The sequence below is a fragment of the Pseudomonas sp. SH10-3B genome, assembly GCF_019891415.1.
In the GTDB taxonomy this organism is placed as follows: domain Bacteria; phylum Pseudomonadota; class Gammaproteobacteria; order Pseudomonadales; family Pseudomonadaceae; genus Aquipseudomonas.
In genome coordinates this window covers 17,278-30,910 of record NZ_JAFLXD010000058.1, presented here as the reverse complement: position 1 = coordinate 30,910, position 13,633 = coordinate 17,278, and the positions used below count along the sequence as shown (strand labels likewise).

Genomic DNA, 13,633 nt, shown 5'->3' with positions numbered 1-13,633 from the left:
CTTGCTCGCGAAGGTCGTCAACGGTGACGCGGGCATCCTGGATGAACGCAGCGCCTTCAAGTTTTTCGCGAGCAAGCTCGCTCCTACAGGGGTCGGCGGCGTTAACAAATACAGTGGCTGAGGCCACACAGGGAGAAAACATGGCTGTTGATATTTTCATCAAGATCGGCGACATCAAGGGCGAGTCCATGGACAAGGCCCACAAGGACGAAATCGACGTGCTGAACTGGAGCTGGGGCATGGCCCAGTCCGGCAATATGCACGTTGGCGGTGGCGGCGGCGCGGGCAAGGTGAATATCCAGGACCTGTCGCTGACCAAGTACGTCGACAAGGCCTCGCCGAACCTGATGATGCATTGCGCCAGCGGCAAGCACATCGACAAGGTCAAGCTGACCGTGCGCAAGGCCGGTGGTGAAAGCCAGGTCGAGTACATGGTGATCAACCTGGAAGAAGTGCTGGTAACGTCCCTGAGCACCGGCGGTTCGGGCGGCGATGACCGCCTGACTGAAAACGTCACCCTGAACTTCGCCCAAGTGATGGTCGACTACCAGCCGCAGAAAGCCGACGGCACCAAAGACGGCGGCGCGATCAAGTTTGGCTGGAACATCCGTTCCAACACCAAGCGCTGATAGCCCTTAGGCCGTGGCTTCGCGCCACGGCACTACGGTCTCAAGTGCAGCCTTTTGTTCCTCTCATAACCCGTCCGTGGAGCTGCTTTGGTGGTAACTGAAATCGCTTCCCGCGACCGTCTGCAACCGTCCCTGCTGGACCGGTTGACCGACGACGACCCAACCAATCCCAAGGAAAGCGCCGATAAACGCGTGCTGTCCCTGACCCAATTGAAAGCCTCGGTGCTGCGCGACCTGGCGTGGCTGCTCAATACCACGTCGTTGCTCGATGCCGATGCCACGCTGCACACACAGGCAGGCACCTCAGTGGTCAATTACGGCCTGCCGGCGCTGGCGGGCAACAGCGTTTCCAGCGTCGACATCAAGGCCCTGGAAGCCCTGATCTACCAGGCGATTGCCACCTTTGAACCGCGCATCCTGCGCCATACCCTGCGCGTCAAAGCCCGCGTCGGCCATGGCGAGATGAATCACAACGCGCTGAGTTTCGAGATCGAAGGCGACCTGTGGGCGCAGCCGGTGCCCTTGCGCCTGTTGCTGCAAACCGACCTCGACCTGGAATCCGGCCATGTGCGTGTGGTGAATGCCGACCAGCGGAGGCGCCCATGAATCCGCGCCTGCTGGAGCTGTACAACCAGGAACTGCACCATGTGCGCGAAAGCGCGGCGGAGTTCGCCAAGGAATACCCGAAGATCGCCAGTCGGCTGACCCTGTCCGGTATGGACTGCGCCGACCCGTACGTCGAACGCTTGCTTGAGGGCTTTGCCTACCTCACCGCCCGCGTGCAGCTCAAACTCGACGCCGAGTACCCGACCTTCACCCACAACCTGCTGGAAATCGCTTACCCGCACTACCTGGCGCCGACGCCGTCGATGACCGTGGTGCAATTGCAGACCGACCCCGACGAAGGCTCCCTGGCCAGCGGCTTCCCGCTGCCGCGCGACACCGTGTTGCGCGCCGCCCTGGGCCGCGAAACCCAGACCTGCTGCGAGTACCGCACCGCGCACCCGGTGACGCTGTGGCCGTTGCAGGTCAGCAACGCCGAGTACTTCGGCAACCCCGCCGCCGTGCTCGGGCGCCTGGCCGCCAGTGAGCCGAAAGCCAAGGCCGGCCTGCGCCTGACCCTGCGCACCGGCGCCGAATTGCCGTTCAACAGCCTCGACCTGGACAACCTGCCGCTGTACCTCAGCGGGGCCGACGAGCAACCGTTCCGCCTTTACGAACAACTGCTGGGCAACGCCTGCGCGGTGTTTGCGCGCAAGCCCGGTGGCGATTGGGTCGAGCGCCTGCCCCAGGACGCGCTGCGCTCGCGGGGTTTCGACGACGCCGATGCGGCCATGCCGGTCGTCGCGCGCGCGTTCCAGGGCTATCGCCTGTTGCAGGAATACTTCGCCCTGCCCCACCGCTTCCTGTTCGTCGAATTCGCCGAGCTGAGCCGTGCAGTCAAACGTTGCGACGGCCAGGAGCTGGAACTGATCGTGCTGTTCGACCGTCACGAGCCAAGCCTGGAAGGCAGCGTCGGCGCAGCGCAGTTTTTGCCGTTCTGCACCCCGGCGATCAACCTGTTCCCGAAGCGCGTGGACCGCATCCACTTGTCCGACCGGGTCAACGAGCACCACGTGATCGCCGACCGCACGCGGCCGATGGATTTCGAAATTCATTCGTTGAGCGGCATCACCGGCCACGGCACCGGGCCAGAGCAGCCCTTTTTGCCGTTCTATGCGGTACGCGATCCATCCCGTTATGGCCGCGACCAGGCGTACTACACCGTGCGCCGCGAGCCACGGGTGTTGTCCAGCGACCAGCGCCGCAACGGCCCGCGCTCCACCTATGTGGGCAGCGAAACCTTTGTCAGCCTGGTCGACAGCCGCCAGGCGCCATATCGCCACGACCTGCGCCAACTCGGCGTGACCGCGCTGTGCACCAACCGCGACCTGCCGTTGTTCATGAGCGTGGGCAACGGCAAGACCGACTTCACCCTGGCCGACAGCGCGCCGGTGTTATCCGTGCGTTGCGTCGCCGGGCCAAGCCGCCCACGCGCCAGCCATGCCCATGACGCCAAGGCCTGGCGCCTGATCAGCCAGTTGTCGCTCAACTATTTGTCCCTGAGCGAGCAAGGCCAGGGCGCCGCGGCATTGCGCGAATTGCTGCGCCTGTATGGCGACAGCAACGACGCGGCCCTGCAATTGCAGATCGAAGGCTTGCGCGACGTCAGCAGCAAGGCCGTCACCCGGCGCCTGCCGATGCCCGGCCCGATTGTGTTTGGTCGCGGTCTGGAAATTACCTTGGAGTTCGATGAAAACGCGTTTCGCGGCACCGGCGTGTTCCTGCTCGGTGCGGTGCTGGAACGCTTCCTGGCACGCTACGTGTCGATCAACAGTTTTACCGAGACGGTGATCCGTACCACCGAACGCGGCGAGATCATGCGATGGAAAGCCAAGCCCGGGCGTCGTCCGACCCTGTGAGTACGTTGGATGCGATGCATCAGGAGCCCTGGGAATACGATTTCTTCCAGGCGTTGCGGCGTATCGAGTGCGAATCGCCCGAGCTGCCGCGCCTGGGCCATTCCCTGCGCCTGGCGGATGACCCGTTGCGCCTCGGGCAACAGGCCGACTGCACCTTCGCCCCGGCCACCTTGGCCTCGGTCGATCCGGGTGGCGACGGCAAACCGGCGCGGCTGGAACAGTTCTTCTTCGGCCTTGGTGGCCCCAACGGCCCGTTGCCGCTGCATATCACCGAGTACGTACGCGAGCGCCAGCGCAACAACGCCGACAGCACCAGCAAGCAGTTCCTGGACGTCTTCCACCACCGCCTGCTGAGCCTGTTTTACCGGGCCTGGGCCGAGGCGCGGCCGACGGTCAGCCACGACCGCCCGGACGATGACTACTGGTCTGCACGCCTCGCCGCCTTGAGTGGCCGGGGCATGCCGAGCCTGCTTAACCAGGGGTTGATCCCCGACACAGCGAAGCTGCATTACAGCGGCCACCTGTCGGCACAAACCCGCTACCCGGACGGTTTAAAGGCGATTCTCGGCGAGTATTTCGGCCTGCCGGTGGAGATCGAAGAATACGTCGGCCAATGGCTGGAACTGCCCGAACGCAGCCGCGTGGGCGTGAGCGCCAACCAGCTCGGCGTGGACTTCTGCCTGGGCAGCCAGGTGTGGGACCGCCAGCATAAATTCCGTATCCGCCTGGGCCCGCTCAAGCTGGACGACTACATGGGCATGCTGCCCGGCAGCCAGCCGTTCAACGAGCTGGTGGCGTGGGTGGCCGAGTACCTGGGCCATGAATTGGACTGGGACTTGAACCTGGTTCTGCAACAACCCGAAGTACCGGCGCTGCAACTCAATGGCCAGTTCCGTCTGGGCTTTAATACCTGGCTCGGCTGCCCTGCGGTTGATGCCAACGACCTAATCCTGGCCCGGCATTACGCCGATCAAGCCACCACCTCAAGGAATCCAGAGCATGGGTGAAATCAGTCGCGCCGCACTGTTCGGCAAACTCAACAGCGTGGCCTACAAGGCCATCGAAGCCGCCACCGTGTTCTGCAAGCTGCGGGGCAACCCGTACGTGGAACTGGCCCACTGGTTTCACCAGTTGCTGCAACTGCAGGACTCGGACCTGCACCGCATCATCCGCCAGTTCAACGTCGAGCCGGCGCGCCTGGCCCGTGACCTCACCGAAGCCCTGGACCGCCTGCCGCGTGGCTCGACGTCGATCACCGACCTGTCGTCCCACGTGGAAGAAGCCGTGGAACGCGGCTGGGTGTATGGCAGCCTGATGTTCGGCGAAAGCCAGGTGCGCACCGGCTATCTGGTGCTGGGCATCCTCAAGACGCCAAGCTTGCGCCATGCGCTGCTGGGGTTGTCTTCGGAATTCGACAAGGTCAAGGCCGAAGCACTGAGCGAGCGCTTTGACGAATACGTCGGTGATTCGCCGGAAAACGCCCTGACTGCCAGCGACGGTTTCAATGCCGGCGCGGTGCCGGGCGAGGCCAGCGGCGCCATGGCACCGAGTGCGATGGGCAAGCAGGAAGCCCTCAAGCGCTTCACCGTCGACCTGACCGAACAAGCGCGCAGCGGCAAGCTCGACCCGATCGTGGGCCGTGACGAAGAGATCCGCCAACTGGTGGACATCCTCATGCGCCGCCGCCAGAACAACCCGATCCTCACCGGTGAAGCAGGCGTCGGCAAGACCGCCGTGGTCGAAGGTTTTGCCCTGCGCATCGTCGCCGGTGACGTGCCGCCCGCCTTGAAAGACGTGGAACTGCGCAGCCTCGACGTCGGCCTGCTGCAAGCCGGCGCGAGCATGAAAGGCGAATTCGAACAGCGTCTGCGCCAGGTCATCGAAGACGTCCAGGCCTCGCCGAAACCGATCATTCTGTTTATCGACGAAGCCCACACCCTGGTGGGTGCCGGTGGCGCTGCCGGGACCGGTGATGCAGCCAACCTGCTCAAGCCCGCCCTGGCCCGTGGCACCCTGCGCACCGTGGCCGCGACGACCTGGGCCGAGTACAAAAAACACATCGAGAAAGACCCGGCCCTGACCCGCCGCTTCCAGGTGGTACAAGTGGCCGAGCCGTCGGAAGACAAAGCGTTGCTGATGATGCGTGGCGTGGCCTCGACCATGGAGAAACACCACCAGGTGCAGATCCTCGACGAAGCCCTGGAAGCCTCGGTGAAACTGTCCCATCGCTATATCCCGGCGCGCCAGTTGCCGGATAAATCCGTGAGCCTGCTGGACACCGCCTGCGCCCGCGTCGCCATCAGCCTGCACGCGGTGCCGGCCGAAGTGGACGACAGCCGCCGCCGCATCGAAGCGCTGGAAACCGAGCTGCAAATCATCGCCCGCGAGCATGCGATCGGCATTGCGATTGGCGCGCGCCAGAGCAACAGCGAAGCCCTGTTAAGCGCCGAGCGTGAGCGCCTGGCAACCCTGGAAAGCCGCTGGGCCGAAGAGAAAACCCTGGTGGATGAGTTGCTCGCCACCCGTGCCACCCTGCGCGAAAAGGCCGGGGTTGTGGACAGCGATGCAGGTAACAACGAGAGCGATGAGTTGCGTGCGCAACTGGTCGACCTGCAACAGCGCCTCACCGCGCTGCAAGGCGAAACCCCGTTGATCCTGCCGACCGTGGATTACCAGGCCGTGGCCTCGGTGGTCGCCGACTGGACCGGTATTCCGGTGGGCCGCATGGCTCGCAACGAACTGGAAACCGTGCTCAACCTCGACCAGCACCTGAAGAAACGCATCATCGGCCAGGACCACGCCCTGCAGATGATCGCCAAGCGCATCCAGACCTCCCGCGCCGGCCTCGACAACCCGAGCAAGCCGATTGGCGTGTTCATGCTGGCCGGCACCTCGGGGGTGGGCAAGACTGAAACCGCCCTGGCCCTGGCCGAAGCCATGTACGGCGGTGAGCAGAACGTGATCACCATCAACATGAGCGAGTTCCAGGAAGCCCACACGGTGTCCACCCTCAAGGGCGCGCCACCGGGCTATATCGGCTACGGCGAAGGCGGCGTGCTGACCGAAGCGGTGCGGCGCAAACCCTACAGCGTGGTGCTGCTGGACGAGGTGGAAAAAGCCCACCCGGACGTGCATGAAATCTTCTTCCAGGTGTTCGACAAGGGCGTGATGGAAGACGGCGAAGGCCGGGTGATCGACTTCAAGAACACCTTGATCCTGCTGACCACCAACGCCGGTACCGAGCTGATTTCCCGCGTCTGCAAAGACCCGGCGAACATCCCCGAACCGGAAGAAATCGCCAAGGCCCTGCGCCAGCCGCTGCTGGAAATCTTCCCGCCGGCCTTGCTCGGCCGCCTGGTGACGATCCCCTACTACCCGCTGAGCGACGAGATGCTCAAGGCGATCACCCGCCTGCAACTCAACCGCATCAAGAAGCGCGTGGAGAATACGCACAAGGTCGCCTTCGACTACGACGACGCGGTGGTCGACCTGATCGTCTCGCGCTGCACCGAAACCGAAAGCGGCGGACGCATGATCGACACCATCCTCACCAACAGCCTGCTGCCGGACATGAGCCGTGAATTCCTCACGCGCATGCTCGAAGGCAAGGCATTGGCGGGTGTGCGCATCAGCAGCCGGGATAATGAGCTGCACTACCAGTTCAACGATTGATCTGACGGAATACAGCTCAACATGTGGGAGGGGGCTTGCCCCCGATGGCGGTGAATCAGTCACCAATGCGTCACCTGACACACTGCTATCGGGGGCAAGCCCCCTCCCACATTTGGACTGGGTTCCTTCAGTTATTAGGGTACTTCGATGTTATTCAACCAAGCCTCACGCCTGGCCAAGATCACCAGCCCCCTCGGGCCGGATGTGCTGCTGCTCAATGAAATGGGCGGCGGCGAAGAGCTGGGCCGCCTGTTCAACTATGAGCTGCAACTGACGTCCCTGGACGCCAACATCGACCTCAACCAGTTGCTGGGCAAGCCCATGAGCGTGGGTCTGCAACTGGCGGACGGCGGCGAGCGGCATTTCCACGGCATCGTCGCGCGCTGCAGCCAGAACATCGACCAGGGCCAGTTCGCCAGTTACCAGGTGACGCTACGCCCCTGGCTGTGGCTGCTCAGCCGTACGTCCGACTGCCGGATTTTCCAGAACCTGAGCATCCCGCAGATCATCAAGCAGGTGTTCCGTGACCTGGGGTTTTCCGACTTCGAAGACGCCCTGAGCCGGCCTTATCGCGAGTGGGAATACTGCGTGCAGTACCGCGAGACCAGCTTCGACTTCGTCAGCCGCTTGATGGAACAGGAAGGCATCTACTACTTCTTCCGGCATGAGCAGGACCGCCATGTGCTGGTGCTGGCCGATGCCTATGGCGCCCACACCACGGTGCCAGGCTATGCGTCGATCCCGTATTACCCCAAGGACGAACAGCAGCGCGAACGCGACCACATGCACAACTGGCACCTGGCGCAGGAGGTGCAGCCGGGCTCGCTGGAGCTCAACGACTACGACTTCCAGCGCCCCAGCGCCAGCATCGACGTGCGTTCGGCCATGCCGCGCCCGCACACCGCCGGCGACTACCCGCTGTACGACTACCCCGGCACCTACGTGCAAAGCGCCGACGGCGAACACTACGCGCGCACCCGCATCGAAGCCCTGCAAACCCTGCATGAGCAGATCGAGTTCAGCGGCAATGCTCGCGGCCTCGGCTCCGGCCATCTGTTCAGCCTCACCGGCTTCAGCCGCCAGGACCAGAACCGCGAATACCTGATCGTCGGCTGCCGCTACTACATCGTTCAGGAAAGCCTGGAAAGCGGTGGTGGTTCAGGCTCGGCGCAGTTCGAAAGCAGCCTGACCTGCATCGACGCCCAGCAAAGCTTCCGCCCGCTGGCCACCACCCACCGCCCCATCGTCAAAGGCCCGCAGACCGCGCTGGTGGTCGGCCCCAAAGGCGAGGAAATCTGGACCGACCAGTACGGCCGCGTGAAGGTGCACTTCTACTGGGACCGCCACGACCAATCCAACGAAAACAGCTCGTGCTGGATTCGTGTGTCGCAGTCCTGGGCCGGCAAGAACTGGGGCTCGATGCAGATTCCACGGATCGGCCAGGAAGTGATTGTCAGCTTTCTCGAAGGTGATCCGGACCGGCCGATTATTACGGGACGGGTGTACAACGCCGAGCAGACGGTGCCGTACGACCTGCCGGAAAACGCGACCCAGAGCGGCATGAAGAGTCGTTCGAGCAAGGGCGGCACGCCAGCCAACTTCAATGAAATCCGCATGGAGGACAAGAAGGGGTTGGAGCAGTTGTATATCCATGCCGAGCGTAACCAGGACATTGTGGTGGAGGTGGATGAGAGTCACTCGGTGGGGCATGACCGCAATAAAAGCATTGGGCATAACGAAACGGTGATCATCGGCAATAACCGCCTGCGCATCGTCAAGCAGGAAGACATCCTTTCGGTGGGCCAGAGAAAGACCGACAGCATCAGCCAGAGCTACGTCATCGAAGTGGGCGAAAACCTGCGCATGGTCTGCGGCGAAAGCATCCTGGAGCTTAACGCCAGCGGGCAGATCAACCTCACCGGCGTGAACATCAGCTTCTATGCCAGTGGCGATGCCGAGTTCAACACCGGCGGCGTGTTGCACCTGAACAACGGCGGCGGCCCTGGCGCGACGCCCGACGGCCAAGGCCAGAAAGGCGCCATCGACGCCAATATCAAGGCCGCGTTCCCCGCACCTAAAAGCTCCTGACGAGACCTGTTTGCCATGACGTACCGAATCAACGAATTCCAGTTTCAACTGCCCGCCAGTGAGTTGCAGGACGCGACGATCAATATCCTCAAGTTCCCGGAGTTGGGCACGTCCCTGATCGTCAGCCGCAGCCTGCTGGCCGAGGGTGAAACCCTGCACAGCAACTTCAACGACCAACTCCAGCGCCTGGAAAAACAGGTGCAGGACTTGCGCCACCAACCGGGTGTCGATGTGCGCTTGGGCGCCGCGCAAGAGGTGGAAGGCATCGAGCTGCGCAGCCAGTTCAACAAGGGCAATGACAAGGTGTTCCAGTACCAACTGGCCTTGGTGATACCGGGCACACGCAAGATGCTCGCGTTGAGTTATGTGAAGGCAGAGAAGCTTGGGGATGCCGAGGCAGCGCATTGGGCGCTGATTAAAAACTCGCTGTCGTTTGACGCTATTTCCTGATGAGTTGCCTGCATGTCTGACGCGTTATGGGCGGCCCGGATGGGCGATGCGCTCTCCCACACCTCGATGATGGCCGACATCCTCGGCGGTGTGCTGGAGGTGGCGGCCAACATCGCAATCACGGCGGTGGCGACTGCGGCGGTGGTTGCCGCCACCGGGATTACCGTGGCCACCGGCGGGCTCGGCTGTTTCCTGCTGGGCGCGGTGGTGGGCACGATTGTCGGTCTGGCCATGAGCAAGACCGGGGCAGACAAAGGTCTGACGAATTTATGCGATAGTTTCAGCAATGCGCTGTTCCCGCCCACGGTGCAGGCGAACATTCTCACGGGCTCCACCGACACCCTCACCAACAACATCCCCGCCGCCCGTGCCGCCGGGGCGATCAGCTCCCACGTCGCGCCGGCCGGCACCGAGCTGGAAGAACCCGAGCCTGAGCCAGAAGCCAGCTACCTGGACATGGCCGAAAGTTTCTTCTCGCAGATGTGGCGCCCTACAGTTGCAACCCCCGCTCCTGGCGCCGTGCCCAAGCCGCTGGACCTGGTGGTGTGCATGAAGCACCCACCTATGCCACCGCAGTTCCTTGCCGAGGGCTCGGACAAGGTCACGATCAACGGCCAGCCGGCGGTGCGCAGTGGTGATCGCAGCACGTGTGATGCGACCGTGGTGTCGTCCGGGTTGATTTCATCCAACGTGACCATCGGCGGCGGGTCGGTGGTGGTGCGCGAGATTCGCAGCGGCAAGACCCCGGGTGTGGGGCTGGCGGTGACGGCGTTGTTGATGCTCAAGGGTGGCAAGGGCAAGTTCTTCAGCAAGCTGCCGTGCATGCTGATCGGCGGCGCGACCTCGATGGCCGTGAGCAGTGCGATGGGGGCCATGGCCAACGCGGCGATGGGCTCGTCGAACCCGGTGCATGCGGCCACCGGCGCCAAGGTGCTGGGCGGCGATGATGAGCTGGATTTCGTACTGCCTGGCATCCTGCCGATTGATTGGCAGCGTTTCTACAACAGCCGTGACGACCGTACGGGCGGTTTGTTCGGTGCGGGTTGGAGCGTGCCGTATGAGGTGTGCGTCGAAATTCGTCCCCATCCCGAGGGGGGCGAAACGCTGGTCTACACCGATGAACAGGGCCGGCCTATCGACATGGGCAGTATTCCCCTGGGCGGCGCGGTGTTCAGCGCCGGTGAAGGGCTGGCAGTGCGGCGACACCTCAACGGGCAGTTGCTGATTGAAAGCGATGACGGTCTGTATCGCTTATTTGAGCCTTCCGCCAACCCGGCGTTGCTGCGCCTCAGCCAGCTCGGCGACCGCAACGACAACCGCATCCATGTTGATTACGACGAAGCCGGGCGGCTGATCCGGCTGCGCGATACGTTCGACTTGGTGCAAGTGGAGTTGATCCGCGATCAAGGCCACGTGATGCGGCTCGAACGTCTTTACCCCGATCAACGCCGCGAAGTGCTCGTCAGCTATGGCTATGATGCCGCCGGTAATCTGGCTGAAGTACGCGATGCCACCGGCCAGGTGCAGCGGCGCTTCAGCTACGATGCCGGCCGGCGCATGGTCGAGCACCAGTTGCCGACCGGTCTGCGCTGCTTCTACGAATGGGCCTTGGTTGAGGACGCCGAATGGCGCGTGGTCCGGCACTGGACCGACGAAGGCGACGCGTACCAGTTCGACTATGACTTGAAGGCCGGGCTCACACGCATTACCGACGGCTTGCAACGCGTCAGTACCCGCCACTGGAACACCCAGCACCAGATCGTTCGCTACTGCGATAACCTCGGGCAAACCTGGCTGTTCGAGTGGAACGACGAGCGCCAATTGCTCAGCGCCACTGACCCGCTGGGCGGGCGCTTTGCATACAGCTACGACGACGCCGGCAACCTGATCGGCGAGACCGATCCGCTGGGCCGCAGCGACTCGACCTTGTGGCTTGAGCACTGGGCACTGCCGCTGGTAGAGACCGACGCCGCCGACAATAGCTGGGCGTATCGCTACGATCAGCGCGGCAACTGCATCGCCGAAACCGATCCGCTGGGCTACGTCACCCGCTACCGCTATGACGATCACGGCCAGGTCGTGGAGATCATCGACGCCACCGGCAAAAGCAAAAAGCTGCGCTGGAACCCGTTCGGGCAATTGGTTGAGCATATTGATTGCTCGGGTTACCCGACGCGTTTCAGTTATGACGAGCGCGGTTATTTGCAGGTCATTACCGATGCGCTGGGCGAACGTACTCAGTTCAGCTATGACGCTCAGGGACATTTGCTCAAAAGCCAACTACCGGACGGTCGAACCGAGCAGTACCAGCGCGATGTCAGCGGCCAACTGGTGGGTTACACCGACCCGGCCGGGCACACCACGCTGTACCAGCACAACCGTCGCGGCCAGGTACGCCAACGTACCGACGCCCATGGGCGGCAGGTACAGTTCGGCTATGACAGCTACGGGCGCCTGCAAGCGCTGATCAACGAAAACGGTGAGCGTTATCGGTTTGCCTGGGATGCCGGGGACCGCCTGGCTGAGCAGCAAGACCTTGACGGCAGCGCCAAGTGCTACCGCTACGATCCGCTGGACAATGTGATTGCGGTGACCGCTGTTCCAGCCCCATATGGCAGTGGTCTGGCCGTCGTCCCCGAGACACCGCCCGCGCCCATCGTGCATCGACTGGAGCGCGACGCAGTTGGACGCCTGATCGCCAAGACCACCGACGATGGCCGCACCGACTACAGTTACGACGCCGTGGACCAGCTTACGGCGGTGACGTTTACCGACCTGCAAGGCAATACCCAGGCCCTGGGCTTCGCCTACGACGCCCTCGGCCAGTTGCTCGCCGAACACAGTGCAACCGGCAGCCTGCAACACCACTACGACGAGTTGGGCAACCTGATCCAGACCCAATTGCCCGACGGCCGCTGGCTCAACCGCCTGTACTACGGCAGCGGCCACCTGCACCAGATCAACCTCGACGGCCAGGTGATCAGCGACTTCGAACGTGACCGCCTGCACCGCGAAGTGCTACGTACCCAAGGCCAACTCAGCACCCGCAGCGAATACGACCGCAGCGGCCGACTGCGCTCACGCCAACGCCGCCTGGTGAGTCAGCCTTCGTTAATGCCGGCGGCAGCGCGAAAACAGTTTGAGTACGACCCCGCTGACAACCTGATCGGCAAACTCGACCAGCAACCCGCCGCGCAACACCGCCAACTGCTGCACTACGACGCCACCGGCCGCATCATCGCCAGCCAGGACAACCTGCACGGCCAACGCGAAACCTTCGCCTACGACGCCGCCGCCAATCTGCTAGACGGCCCGCAAACTGGCGCCGGGCTGGTGGTGCACAACAAACTGCTGACCTATCAAGACAAGCGTTATCGCTATGACGCCTTCGGCCGCACAATTGAAAAACGCAGCACCGCGCGCGGCCTGCAACGCTTTGCCTACGACACCGAAAGCCGTCTGATCGAAGTACGCAATGAAAACGGCAGCGTGGTCAGAATGACCTACGACCCGCTGGGCCGACGCATCGCGAAAACCGAGCACGGCGGTGATGGGTATCCGCTGGGGGAAACCCGGTTTGTGTGGGATGGCCTGCGGTTGTTACAGGAACACCGCCATAGCCAAACCAGCCTGTACGTCTACGAAAACGAAGGCTACGAACCCCTGGCCCGCATAGACGGCAGTGGGCCTCTGCAAAAAATCCGCTACTACCACAACGACCTGAACGGCTTGCCGGAACAACTCACCGAAGCGGACGGGCACACGGTTTGGCAGGCGACATATCGGGTGTGGGGCAACACACTGGAAGAGGTGCGCGAGCCTTATTACATTGAAGAGCAGAACCTGCGGTTTCAGGGGCAGTATCTGGATCGGGAGACGGGGCTGCACTACAACACGTTCAGGTTTTATGATCCGGATGTGGGGCGGTTTACTACGCCGGATCCGATTGGGTTGTTGGGGGGCGTAAATTTTTATCAGTACAGCCCCAATCCAATATCCTGGATTGATCCATGGGGATTGACCCCCGAACTTTACTACCTGATAGCAAAGAAAGATGGCCTTTATGATGAGATGGCATGGGGGCATAAAAAGCCCGTTGGTAAAGTTTTTTTGAAAAAGGGTGAAGTTTGGAAAGTCGGTGAAACGGTCAATCCGAATAGGCGATACACACAGAAATGGCTGAAAGCTAATAATCTTGCTTACAAACGTGTTATGGCCGCCCCAACGAAGGGCAACATGCAGATATGGGAAAGATTAAAAATCGGAAAATATTTCAAACGCCGTGGAAAACTGCCACCAGGTAACAAATGCAGGCACTGACATGAGGATTAC

The 13,633-nt window shown here is 62.3% G+C and carries 8 protein-coding genes; all 8 read left to right on the top strand.

All coding sequences use genetic code 11. From position 1 onward, the window contains the following. Positions 1–140 precede the first annotated feature (140 nt). The 8 genes from J1G35_RS27680 to J1G35_RS27645 all read left to right on the top strand — a co-directional run bounded on the left by J1G35_RS27680 (position 141) and on the right by J1G35_RS27645 (position 13,621). A complete protein-coding gene (locus J1G35_RS27680; protein ID WP_015886558.1) occupies positions 141–629 on the top strand; it encodes a type VI secretion system tube protein Hcp in 489 nt (162 codons plus the stop codon). A 90-nt stretch (positions 630–719) separates the two neighbouring features. Further along, positions 720–1,235, top strand: a complete 516-nt coding sequence (gene tssE, locus J1G35_RS27675; RefSeq protein WP_027608263.1) for a type VI secretion system baseplate subunit TssE — start codon at positions 720–722, stop codon at positions 1,233–1,235. After that, a complete protein-coding gene (gene tssF, locus J1G35_RS27670) occupies positions 1,232–3,091 on the top strand; it encodes a type VI secretion system baseplate subunit TssF (RefSeq protein ID WP_053127604.1) in 1,860 nt (619 codons plus the stop codon). The genes tssE and tssF overlap by 4 nt, the downstream gene beginning before the upstream one ends. Beyond that, entirely contained in the window at positions 3,055–4,098 is a 1,044-nt protein-coding gene (tssG, locus tag J1G35_RS27665; protein WP_223016575.1) for a type VI secretion system baseplate subunit TssG, read from the top strand. Before tssF ends, tssG begins: the two co-directional genes overlap by 37 nt. Next, positions 4,091–6,763 carry a type VI secretion system ATPase TssH gene (tssH, locus tag J1G35_RS27660; RefSeq protein ID WP_223016574.1) on the top strand — a complete coding sequence of 891 codons (2,673 nt, stop codon included), beginning with the start codon at positions 4,091–4,093 and terminating at the stop codon, positions 6,761–6,763. The genes tssG and tssH overlap by 8 nt, the downstream gene beginning before the upstream one ends. Positions 6,764–6,910: 147 nt before the next feature. After that, entirely contained in the window at positions 6,911–8,851 is a 1,941-nt protein-coding gene (locus J1G35_RS27655) for a type VI secretion system tip protein VgrG (RefSeq protein WP_223016573.1), read from the top strand. A 15-nt stretch (positions 8,852–8,866) separates the two neighbouring features. Then, positions 8,867–9,301, top strand: coding sequence for a DcrB-related protein (locus J1G35_RS27650; protein WP_053127598.1), 435 nt, complete (start codon positions 8,867–8,869; stop codon positions 9,299–9,301). A gap of 12 nt (positions 9,302–9,313) precedes the next feature. Continuing rightward, positions 9,314–13,621, top strand: coding sequence for an RHS repeat-associated core domain-containing protein (locus tag J1G35_RS27645; RefSeq protein ID WP_262417444.1), 4,308 nt, complete (start codon positions 9,314–9,316; stop codon positions 13,619–13,621). Positions 13,622–13,633: the final 12 nt, after the last annotated feature.

Coding starts and splice junctions, on each gene's coding strand:
- J1G35_RS27645 (WP_262417444.1), top strand. CDS start 9,314: ATGTCTGACGCGTTATGGGCGGCCCGGATGGGCGATGCGCTCTCCCAC.
- J1G35_RS27680 (WP_015886558.1), top strand. CDS start 141: ATGGCTGTTGATATTTTCATCAAGATCGGCGACATCAAGGGCGAGTCC.
- J1G35_RS27650 (WP_053127598.1), top strand. CDS start 8,867: ATGACGTACCGAATCAACGAATTCCAGTTTCAACTGCCCGCCAGTGAG.
- tssH (WP_223016574.1), top strand. CDS start 4,091: ATGGGTGAAATCAGTCGCGCCGCACTGTTCGGCAAACTCAACAGCGTG.
- tssF (WP_053127604.1), top strand. CDS start 1,232: ATGAATCCGCGCCTGCTGGAGCTGTACAACCAGGAACTGCACCATGTG.
- tssG (WP_223016575.1), top strand. CDS start 3,055: ATGGAAAGCCAAGCCCGGGCGTCGTCCGACCCTGTGAGTACGTTGGAT.
- J1G35_RS27655 (WP_223016573.1), top strand. CDS start 6,911: ATGTTATTCAACCAAGCCTCACGCCTGGCCAAGATCACCAGCCCCCTC.